The organism is Sphingomonas sp., from assembly GCF_035555815.1.
Taxonomy (GTDB): Bacteria; Pseudomonadota; Alphaproteobacteria; order Sphingomonadales; family Sphingomonadaceae; genus Sphingomonas.
The window spans coordinates 1-9,751 of record NZ_DATMGG010000096.1 but is presented as its reverse complement, the minus strand read 5'-3'; the positions used below and the strand labels follow the sequence as shown (position 1 = coordinate 9,751).

Below are 9,751 nucleotides of genomic sequence, written 5' to 3'. Positions count from 1 at the left end.
GGCGCAGTTCATGGGCGATGGTGTCGCCGATCTGCCATTCGTCGTAATATTTGCCTGCCACTGACCGCCTCCGTTCGTGCTGAGCTTGTCGAAGCACCGTTCTTTTTCGCTTCGGTGAAGAAGGGCGGCCCTTCGACAAGCTCAGGGCGAACGGTGGGCTGAGTTTAATCCTTGCGTTCCACCCGCACCAGCATCCGGCCTTCGCCGACCTGCGCGCCGGGCTCGGCATCCAGTTCGGCGACGGTGCCGTCGAACGGGGCGGTAAGGGCGTGCTCCATCTTCATCGCCTCGAGCGTGACGAGCTTCTGCCCCTTGGTCACCGCATCGCCCGCCGCGACGTCGACCGACGTGATCCGGCCGGGCATCGGGGACAGGATCGCGCCGTCGGCGGCGGTGCCGGCGCTCTGCCCCGAGTAACGCGCGAGTTGAAAACCATAGCTTTGCCCGTCCTGTACGATCACGAGGTGATCTTCGACCGTTCGCCCTCCGCCCGCGACGGGGTCGCCCTGATAATAGTCGATTACGCGAACTTCGCCGCCACTCTCCCGGATTGCGACCGAAGTTCTTGCTGGAGAATTCAACCGCAAACCATCCAGAACGCCCCATGGGGCGGTTGCTGAAACGCCCTCCATTTCGTCGAAATCCAGAGCGAGTTGCAGCGCAGCCAATTTCCACGTGCTTTCATCGGGTGACGGGGTGGACAGCAGCGCCTCCCCTTGTTCGGCGATCCAGCCGGTCGTTACCGCTGCGCTGGCGAAATCAGGGTGCCGGAGAAGACGCCGCAGAAACGCGGCATTCGTCTTCACCGGCCACACGCCGACATAATCGAGTTCGTCGGCAAGAATATCAATTGCCGCATTTCGATCCGAACCACTCGCGATGAGCTTGGCGATCATCGGATCGTAGAACGGACTGACTTCGTCGTCTTCTTCAACACCGGTCTCGACCCGAAGTGCCTCGTGCGGAAGGCGAAGCAGATCGAGCCGCCCCACGCTCGGTAGGAACCCCTTCGCCGGGTCCTCCGCATAGAGCCGTGCCTCGATCGCCCAGCCGTCGATTTCCAAATCGTCCTGCGCCAGCGGCAGCGGCTCGCCCGAGGCCACCCGGAGCTGCCACTCGACCAGATCGACCCCGGTGATCTCTTCGGTCACCGGATGCTCGACCTGCAACCGCGTGTTCATCTCCATGAACCAGATGCGGTCGGCGCGCAGGCCTTCGGACGCGTCGGCGATGAACTCGATCGTGCCGGCGCCGACATAGTCGACCGCCTGCGCCGCGCGGACCGCCGCCGCGCAGATCGCCGCCCGCGTATCCGCGTCCATGCCGGGGGCGGGGGCTTCCTCGATCACCTTCTGGTGGCGGCGCTGGAGCGAGCAGTCGCGCTCGAACAGGTGGACGACGTTGCCGTGGCTGTCGCCGAACACCTGCACCTCGATATGGCGCGGGCTCAGGATGTATTTCTCGATCAGCACGCGATCGTCGCCGAACGACGATGCCGCCTCCCGCTGGCAAGAGGCGAGCGCGTCGGCGAAGTCGGCTGCCGCCTCGACCCGGCGCATCCCCTTGCCGCCGCCGCCGGCGACCGCCTTGATGAGAACGGGGTAGCCGATCGCGTCGGCCTCCGCCTGCAACCGCGCGGGCGACTGTTCCGCGCCCAGATAGCCGGGGGTGACCGGCACGCCGGCGGCGATCATCCGTTCCTTGGCGGCGTCCTTCAGGCCCATCGCGCGGATGCTGTCGGGATTGGGGCCGACCCAGATCAGGCCGGCGTCGATCACCGCCTGTGCGAAATCCGCGTTTTCGCTGAGGAAGCCATAGCCGGGGTGGATCGCCTCCGCGCCGGTTTCCCGCGCGGCGGCGATGATCTTGTCGCCGACCAGATAGCTTTCGCGCGCCGGGGAAGCGCCGATGTGTACCGCCTGATCGGCCTGGCGGACGTGGAGCGCATCGCCATCGGCATCCGAATAGACCGCGACGGTGCGGATGCCCATCGCGCGGGCGGTGCGGATGATGCGGCAGGCGATCTCGCCGCGATTGGCGATGAGGAGGGAGGTCAGCATGTCAGGCCCCAAAGGTCACACAAAGGTCACAGCTACACGCGCGGGTGGCGGCGGATGTACCGTGCAGGGTCCGGTCCGGCGAATCGGACATGGACGACCGCTGTAACGCGCGCGGGCCATGTAGGACAGCGATTACGGCGCCTCGCACCCGGTGGTGCGCTGCGACCAGGTGACGTTGAGGATCTTCCACTGGCCGGCGTCGCGAACGAGGTCGAAATGGTTGGTGCCGCAGTGCGCGAGCTTGCCGTCGACCAGGAAAACATACGGCACCCACGCCATCGCGATGTCGCCGTCGATCTCGACCGCGGGCATCCCGACCGCGCGTTCCTCCAGCGACGGGCCGGGGCCGGGCTTGAAGTTGGCGGCGAACGCGCTCCACGTGCGGGTGGTGATCGCGCGGGTGCCGTCGGGCTTTTCGGCGACGGCGGTGCCCAGACCCTCCGGCCGCACCTGCGCGAGGATCCGCGCGCCGTCCTTGGCCGCGATGCCGTCGAACAGGCGGGTGATCGGGGCGAGCACGGCGGCCTCATCCGCCGGCGGTGCGGGGAGTTCGGCCTTTGGCAGCGGCTGGACCGGAGTGACCTGAGCGAGGAGGAGGAGGGGGAGGATCATGGTACAATCTCCTGGTTCCTCCCCGAGCTTGTCTCGGAGAGGGGGACCATGCGAAGCATGGTGGAGGGGTTTTTGGCATGCTGAAGGATATCGCGCCGAAGCCCGGACGCGGCGGTATTACGCGAGCCCGTCGACTGCGTCGGGCGATGTCGTTGCCGGAAGTGCTGCTGTGGCGCGTGCTGCGACAGCGCCCCGCCGGGCTCAAGTTCCGCAAGCAGCATCCCACCGGCGCCTATGTGCTCGACTTTTATTGCGGTGATGATCGCGTGGCGATCGAGGTTGACGGCGAGGCGCATGGGCGCGGCGACCGGCCCGCGCGGGATGCGGCGCGCGACGCCTGGCTGGCCGGGCATGATGTGATGACGATGCGGGTCGCGGCGGCGGAGGTGCTGCGCGATGCGGAGAGCGTGGTGCGGGGAATCGTGTTTCAGGCGCGGGCGCGATTGCCCCTCCACCACCCGGCTGCGCCGGGCGGTCCCCCTCCCCGAGACAAGCTCGGGGAGGATTGAGGGACGCGCGCGCGTCGTCATGTTCGGGCCGGGGCCCCACGACCACGACGTTGCACCGCGCGGTCCCTTTCCCCGTTCGGGGAGGAATGGGCTGGCCGTCCCCCCATCACATCCGGAACACGCCGAACGCGGGGCGTTCGGGGATGGGGGCGTTGAGGGTCGCGGCCAGCGCGAGGCCCAGCACGTCGCGGGTCTGCGCCGGGTCGATGATGCCGTCGTCCCACAGGCGCGCGGTGGCGTGCCACGGGTTGCCCTCATCCTCGTAACGCTGGCGGATCGGGGCCTTGAACGCCTCTGCCTGGTCGTCGGTCCAGCTTTCGGCGTCGCGGTGGACGGTGGCGAGCACCGATGCCGCCTGCTCGCCGCCCATCACGCTGATCCGGCTGTTGGGCCAGGTGAACAGGAAGCGCGGCGAATAGGCGCGGCCGCACATGCCGTAATTGCCCGCGCCGAAGCTGCCGCCGACCAGCACGGTGAGCTTGGGCACGGTCGCGGTGGCGACGGCCGTCACCAGCTTGGCGCCATGCTTCGCAATGCCTTCGGCCTCATACTTGCCGCCGACCATGAAGCCCGAGATGTTCTGGAGGAACAGCAGCGGGATGCGGCGCTGGCAGGCGAGTTCGATGAAGTGCGCGCCCTTGACCGCGCTTTCGCTGAACAGCACGCCGTTGTTGGCGAGGATCGCCGCCGGCATCCCCCAGATATGCGCGAAACCGCACACCAGGCTGGTGCCATAGAGCGCCTTGAACTCGTGGAATTCGCTGCCGTCGACCAGCCGCGCGATCACCTCATGCACGTCATAGGGCGCGCGGACGTCCTGCGGGATGACGCCGTACAGCTCTTCCGGCGCGAACTTCGGCGGGCGCGGATCGCGCTGGTTGACCGCGGCGGGGGCCTGCGGCTGGAGCGTCGAGACGATGTCGCGCACGATCGTCAGCGCGTGCTCGTCATTCTCCGCGACATGATCGACCACGCCGGACTTGCGGCCGTGGGTGTCGGCGCCGCCCAGTTCCTCGGCCGAGATCACCTCGCCGGTCGCGGCCTTCACCAGCGGCGGGCCGGCGAGGAAGATCGTGCCCTGATTGCGCACGATCACCGTCTCGTCGCTCATCGCCGGGACATAGGCGCCGCCGGCGGTGCAGCTGCCCATCACGCAGGCGATCTGCGGAATGCCCTTCGCGCTCATGTTCGCCTGGTTGAAGAAGATGCGGCCGAAATGCTCGCGGTCGGGAAACACCTCGGCCTGATGCGGCAGGTTGGCGCCGCCCGAATCGACCAGGTAGATGCACGGCAGCTGGTTCTGTTCGGCGATCTCCTGCGCGCGGAGATGCTTCTTGACCGTCATCGGATAATAGGTGCCGCCCTTCACCGTCGCGTCGTTGCACACGATCATGCACTGGCGGCCCGAGACCCGGCCGATGCCCGCGATCAGGCCGGCACCCGGCACCTCGCCGTCGTAGAGGTCGTTCGCGGCGAGCTGCCCCACTTCGAGGAACGGCGAACCCGGATCGAGCAGCCGCTCGACGCGGTCGCGCGGGAGCAGCTTGCCGCGCGCGACGTGGCGTTCGCGCGATTTCTCGCTCCCCCCCAGCGCGGCGGCGGCGACGTCGGCGCGCAGGCGATCGACCAGCGCGCGATTGTGCGCAGCATTGGCGCGGAAATTCTCGCTGTCGGGCGAGAGCCTGGTATCGAGGACGGGGGCGCTCATGCCGCGACTGCTAGCCGCGCACGGGCGTTAAGGGAAGATGGGCGGGCGTTAAGGGAAGATGGGTGGCGGTGTGTCGCGCGCGGGTGTAGCCATCGTCGATCAAAATTGCGGAATGGATCTTCGATGAAGCGATTTGCCCTGATGACCGCGCTGCTGCTCGCCGGCACCGCCTGCAATTCCTCGACCACCACCAACAACAACACCAGCGTGACCGCCGCGGCGGCGGGCACGGCGGCGGGCGTCGACCAGAATTTCATCGACAAGGCGGTGAAGCCCGGCGACGATTTCGAGGCCTATGCCAACGGTGCGTGGCGGGCGAAGGCGGAGATTCCGGCCGATCGATCGTCGACCAGCGCCGGGCTGGAGGTGTTCAACGTCGCGCAGCAGCGCAACGCCGACCTGATCAAGGGGCTGATCGATTCGAAGCCGGCCGCCGGCAGCGACGAGCGGCGGATCGCGGATTACTATGCCGCGTTCACCGATACCGCCGCGATCGAGACGCGCGGCATGGCGCCGGTCAAGCCCGAGCTGGACGCGATCGCCGCGGTCGGCGACGTCAAATCGCTGTCGTCGCTGCTGGGGGCGCGGATGCGTGCCGACACCGACCCGCTCAACGCCACCAATTTCCACACCGAGAATCTGTTCGGGCTGTTCGTGACGCAGGACCTGAACGACCCCGGCCGCACCGTGCCCTATCTGTTGCAGGGCGGGCTGGGGCTGGCCGACCGCGACTACTATCTGTCGGCCAAGCCCGACATGGCGCAGATCCGCGCCGCCTATCGCCCCTATGTCGAAAAGCTGCTGACGCTGGCGGGCGTGCCCGACGCGGCGGCGCGGGCGGACCGCATCGTCGCGCTGGAGATGAAGATCGCGCGGGCGCACGCCGACATCATCACCAGCCAGGACGCGCACAAGGCCAACAACCCGTGGAAGCGCGCCGATTTCGCGAAGAAGGCGCCGGGGATCGATTGGGACGCCTATTGGGGCGCGGCGGGGCTGCCGGGCCAGCAGGACTTCATCGCATGGCAGCCGGGCGCGATCGCCGGCCTGTCGGCGCTGGTGAAGAGCGAGCCGATCGACGCATGGAAGGACTGGCTGACGTTCCACGCGATCAACACCGCGAGCTTTGCGCTGCCCAAGGCGATCGACGACGCGCACTTCGATTTCTACGGCAAGACGCTGCAAGGCACCCCGCAGCAGCGCCCGCGTGACAAGCGCGCGATCGCGGCGGTCAACAACGACCTGGGCGACGCGGTCGGCAAGATCTACGTCGGCAAATATTTCCCCGCGTCGTCCAAGGCCGAGATCCAGGGGATGGTGACGAACATCGTCGCCGCGTTCGACCGGCGTGTCGCCGCGCTCGACTGGATGGCCGACACCACCAAGGCGGAGGCGCGGCGCAAGCTCCAGGTGCTGAAGGTCGGCGTCGGCTATCCCGAGACATGGCGCGATTACGGCGCGCTGGAGATCCGCGCCGACGATCCGCTGGGCAACGCGCGCCGGGCCGAACTGGCGGAATACCGCCACCAGATCGGCAAGATCGGCAAGCCGGTCGATCGCGGCGAGTGGTGGATGACGCCGCAGACGGTCAACGCGATCAACCTGCCGATGCAGAACGCGCTCAACTTCCCGGCGGCGATCCTGGAGACGCCCTATTTCGACCCGAAGTTCGACGCGGCGGCCAATTACGGCGCGATCGGCGCGGTGATCGGGCACGAGATCAGCCACAGCTTCGACAACCTCGGCGCCGATTTCGATTCGAGCGGCAAGCTGCACAATTGGTGGACCCCGGCCGACCTCGCGCGCTTCGACAAGGCGGGCAAGGCGCTGGCGGCGCAGTACGACGCCTATGAGGCGTTGCCCGGACTGCACCTGAACGGCGCGCAGGAACTGGGCGAGAACATCGCCGACGTCGCCGGGCTGACAGCGGCTTACGAGGCGTATCGCGCGTCGCTGGGCGGCAAGGAGGCGCCGGTGATCGACGGCCTGACCGGCGACCAGCGGTTCTTCCTGGCGTTCGCGCAGAGCTGGCGCAGCAAGATGCGCGACCAGGCGCTGCGCGCGCGGATCGCCACCGACGTCCACGCCCCCGACCGCTGGCGCGTGCAGACCGTCCGCAACCTCGACGCCTGGTATCCGGCGTTCAACGTGCAGGCGGGCGAGAAGCTCTATCTGGCACCGGACAAGCGGGTGAAGGTGTGGTGACCGACGCACGATAGGCGGCCCTGGTCGCGGCGCGGGTGACGACGGCGCCGGCATGGCGCACGCGCGGCGGCCCGGATGAGGAGCCTGTGATGCGTTGGTTTGCCCTGCTGATTGCCCCGGTCGCGGCGAGCGCGCTCGCCAGCCCGGTGGGGGCGCCGGTGCCGTTCGGCGGCGACACGCTGGCGCGCGCGGACGATGGGTTCGAGGTGACGCTCAACGCGACCTGGACGCCCGACGGTGACGAAATCCTGTTCAGCCGCGCGATGAAGGACTGGTCGCGCATCCAAATCCGCACCGCGCCGGTGCGCGACGGCGCGATCGGCGCGGCGCGGGCGGTGCCGTTCGCCGATCCTGGCGCGCGCGACGTCGACCCGTTCGTCACCCCCGACGGGCGCAGCGTGGTGTTCGCATCGGACCGGGCGCTGCCGGGCGATGGCGGCGCGCGCGCCTATCATCTGTGGAAGGCGGATCGGGTCGGCAGCGGCTGGGGCCCGGCGCGGCCGCTGGCGGGGGAGGCGGCGGCGCTGGGCGCGCTCCTCTATCCGTCGGTGGATCACGACGGGATGCTGGTGTTCACCCGCAGCATGGCGGACGGGCCGCGCCTCTATGCCGCGACGCTGCGCGGCGACGCGATCGTCGATGCCGCGCCGATCGCCATTCCCGGTGTGACCCTGGCGCTGGACGCCACCGTGGCGAACGATGGCCGCAGCATCGTGTTCGTCGCGCCGGTCGAACCAGGCAGCCGGGCCAAGGCGATCTATCGGACCCGGCGCGAAGGTGCGGGGTGGAGCACGCCGCAGATGCTCCACCGGCCCGCGCCGCCGGCGACCAACGTGCTCGCCACCGGCCTCTCGCTCGACGGCAGGACGCTCTACTTCACCAGCAACCTGCCGGTGCCGGGCAGCGGCAACGTATCCAACGTGTTCGGCCTGACGCTGCCGGACTGACCGGGGCGAGCTGCCGGCGCGCCACTGGATCGCCACGGGGCTTCGCCCCTCGCGATGACGAGTTGGGGTGGCTTTGCCCGGGATCCTGGATGCGGCAAGCCGGTTTCTAGTTCGCCCCGATCAGTTCGCGGCCGATCAGCATCCGGCGGATTTCGTTGGTTCCCGCGCCGATATCGAGCAACTTGGCGTCGCGGGCGTAGCGTTCGACCGGCCAGTCCTTGGTATAGCCGGCCCCGCCCAGCGCCTGGATCGCCTCCAGCGAGACCTTCACCGCATTCTCGCTCGCCAGCAGGATCGCGCCCGCCGCGTCGAAGCGGGTGGTGAGGCCGGCGTCGCAATTCCTGGCCACCGTATAGACATAGGCGCGCGCCGAATTGAGCGCGACGTACATGTCGGCGACCTTGGCCTGCATCAGCTGGAAATGGCCGATCGGCTGGCCGAACTGCTTGCGATCGCGAATGTACGGCAGCACCACGTCGAGGCACGCCTGCATGATGCCGAGCTGGATGCCCGCCAGCACGGTGCGTTCATAGTCGAGCCCCGACATCAGCACGCCGACGCCGCCGTTGACCGGGCCCATGACGTTCGCGTCGGGCACCTCGCAATCGTTGAACACCAGTTCGGCGGTGGGCGATCCGCGCATCCCCATCTTGTCGATCTTCTGCCCGATCGAGAAGCCGGGCATGTCCTTTTCAATCAGGAAGGTGGTGATGCCGCGCGAGCCTTCGCCGGTCTTGGCATAGACCACCAGCGTGTCGGCATAGGCGGCGTTGGTGATCCAGAACTTCGTGCCGTTGAGAACGTAGCCGGCGTCGGTCCTGTCCGCGCGCAGCTTCATCGAGACGACGTCCGAACCGGCGCCCGATTCGGACATCGCCAGGCTGCCGACATGCTCGCCCGACACCAGCTTGGGCAGGTATTTCGCCTTCTGCTCCGGGTTGGCCCAGCGGCGGATCTGGTTGACGCACAGATTGGAATGCGCGCCGTAGGACAGGCCGATCGAGGCGGAGGCGCGGCTGACCTCCTCACAGGCGACGACATGTTCGAGATAGCCGAGGCCGAGGCCGCCCCATTCCTCCTCGACGGTGATGCCGTGCAGGCCAAGCTCGCCCATCGCGGTCCACAGTTCGTCACGCGGGAACCAGTCGTCGGCGTCGATCCGCGCCGCCAGCGGTTCGATCTTCTCCCGAGCAAAGCGCGCGGTGGTGTCGCGGATCATATCGGCGTTTTCGCCCAGGCCGAAATCGAGGGTGGTGTTCATGACGGCATCCTGAAGTTGATCGTGCCTGATTGGGGCGGTGCGGGCGTTAGCGCAAGGCTCGCCAGGTCGTGCGCGGGGCGGCATAACCGGGGCAAGGGGAGGGCCAGGAATGTCGGCACCGGATTTCGCGCTGCTTACCAAACGCCGTTTCGGGCCGCTGTTCGTCGTCCAGTTCCTGGGCGCGTTCAACGACAATGTCCTGAAATACGCGATGCTGTTTCTGGCGAACTTCACCATCTATGCCAGCGCGCCCGACAAATCGGCGATGCTGGCGACGATCGCGACCGGCATCTTCATCCTGCCCTATTTCCTGCTTTCCGCGCTGGCCGGCGAGCTGGCGGACGCGCTGGACAAGGCGCTGTTGATGCGGATCGTCAAGGGCGCGGAGATCGCGTTCATGGCGCTGGGACTGGCCGGGCTGTGGCTCCAGTCGGTGCCGCTGCTGCTGG

At 67.9% G+C, this 9,751-nt stretch carries 7 protein-coding genes and 1 pseudogene; 4 read left to right on the top strand and 4 right to left on the bottom strand.

What is annotated here, in order from left to right:
- Positions 1-164 precede the first annotated feature (164 nt).
- Both VNR91_RS05485 and VNR91_RS05480 read right to left on the bottom strand, forming a co-directional pair.
- A complete protein-coding gene (locus VNR91_RS05485; RefSeq protein WP_325489772.1) occupies positions 165-2,060 on the bottom strand; it encodes an acetyl/propionyl/methylcrotonyl-CoA carboxylase subunit alpha in 1,896 nt (631 codons plus the stop codon).
- Positions 2,061-2,192: 132 nt separating this feature from the next.
- Positions 2,193-2,672, bottom strand: a complete 480-nt coding sequence (locus tag VNR91_RS05480; RefSeq protein WP_325489771.1) for a nuclear transport factor 2 family protein — start codon at positions 2,670-2,672, stop codon at positions 2,193-2,195.
- Between the two features lie 77 nt (positions 2,673-2,749).
- Between VNR91_RS05480 and VNR91_RS05475 the strand changes: the two genes are divergently transcribed.
- Complete coding sequence (locus tag VNR91_RS05475; RefSeq protein ID WP_325489770.1) at positions 2,750-3,181, top strand: endonuclease domain-containing protein; 432 nt, start codon at positions 2,750-2,752, stop codon at positions 3,179-3,181.
- A gap of 106 nt (positions 3,182-3,287) precedes the next feature.
- On the opposite strand, the gene VNR91_RS05470 is transcribed toward VNR91_RS05475, so the two are convergent.
- Positions 3,288-4,889 carry a carboxyl transferase domain-containing protein gene (locus VNR91_RS05470; protein WP_325489769.1) on the bottom strand — a complete coding sequence of 534 codons (1,602 nt, stop codon included), beginning with the start codon at positions 4,887-4,889 and terminating at the stop codon, positions 3,288-3,290.
- 123 nt (positions 4,890-5,012) lie between these two features.
- On the opposite strand from VNR91_RS05470, the gene VNR91_RS05465 reads away from it, so the two are divergent.
- Together VNR91_RS05465 and VNR91_RS05460 are read left to right on the top strand one after the other, a co-directional pair.
- A complete protein-coding gene (locus tag VNR91_RS05465; RefSeq protein WP_325489768.1) occupies positions 5,013-7,094 on the top strand; it encodes a M13 family metallopeptidase in 2,082 nt (693 codons plus the stop codon).
- Between the two features lie 89 nt (positions 7,095-7,183).
- On the top strand, positions 7,184-8,041 hold the full coding sequence (locus VNR91_RS05460; RefSeq protein WP_325489767.1) for a hypothetical protein: 858 nt from the start codon (positions 7,184-7,186) through the stop codon (positions 8,039-8,041).
- A gap of 106 nt (positions 8,042-8,147) precedes the next feature.
- Here VNR91_RS05460 and VNR91_RS05455 read toward each other — a convergent pair whose 3' ends face one another.
- Entirely contained in the window at positions 8,148-9,302 is a 1,155-nt protein-coding gene (locus tag VNR91_RS05455; RefSeq protein ID WP_325489766.1) for an isovaleryl-CoA dehydrogenase, read from the bottom strand.
- Between the two features lie 109 nt (positions 9,303-9,411).
- On the opposite strand from VNR91_RS05455, the pseudogene VNR91_RS05450 reads away from it, so the two are divergent.
- Positions 9,412-9,751 (top strand): annotated as a pseudogene (locus VNR91_RS05450) (hypothetical protein); the annotation flags it as partial.